Origin of the sequence: Sporosarcina thermotolerans (assembly GCF_042658975.1) — a bacterium.
GTDB lineage: Bacteria > Bacillota > Bacilli > Bacillales_A > Planococcaceae > Sporosarcina > Sporosarcina thermotolerans.
On sequence record NZ_JBHSRM010000026.1, the window covers coordinates 1 to 676 of the forward strand.

Annotated in this window: 2 tRNA genes; both read right to left on the minus strand. The window is 46.4% G+C overall.

The features are described from left to right. Positions 1-381: 381 nt before the first annotated feature. Positions 382-457: transfer RNA gene (locus ACFPZG_RS17095), tRNA-Ala, on the minus strand. 10 nt (positions 458-467) lie between these two features. Then, a tRNA-Ile gene (locus ACFPZG_RS17100) sits at positions 468-544 on the minus strand. Between the last annotated feature and the right edge of the window lie 132 nt (positions 545-676).

The following is a 676-nucleotide window of genomic DNA, read 5'->3' on the forward strand; positions in this document are numbered from 1 at the left end:
TGCCGTCCTTCATAGGCTTCTAGTGCCAAGGCATCCGCCGTGCGCCCTTTCTAACTTAACCTTTATACGGCTTTCGACACATTAAATGCGTCTAAGTACCGTTGGTTGATTACCATTGTATAGCGATATACGTTGGTAATCGTTAAAAAAGTATAAATCAATCACAAAAGTGATCGACTCGGTTGATTACTTGATGTTTTGTCCAGCCTCAGCAGCCAGGTGCTCGGGTCATAAGCCATATTGGCTACGCGGCAAAAAGCGCCGCTACACCAATCTGTCTTATGCCTGTCGCACCTAAAATGGCTGCTTTGGCTTTTCTATGTTGCTTCAATGTCGTTTTATCCAGTTTTCAATGAACAATGTACTTTATTAATATAAAGTTGGTGGAGCCTAGCGGGATCGAACCGCTGACCTCCTGCGTGCAAGGCAGGCGCTCTCCCAGCTGAGCTAAGGCCCCGGAGTATTAATGGTGGGCCTAAGTGGACTCGAACCACCGACCTCACGCTTATCAGGCGTGCGCTCTAACCAGCTGAGCTATAGGCCCCTTCCGGGATATATGAAGTTTCATTAATTAAAATGACCCTTCAAAACTGAACGCAAAACGTTAACGTATGAACCCAAGGTTCATATTCCGTAATTATCCTTAGAAAGGAGGTGATCCAGCCGCACCTTCCGA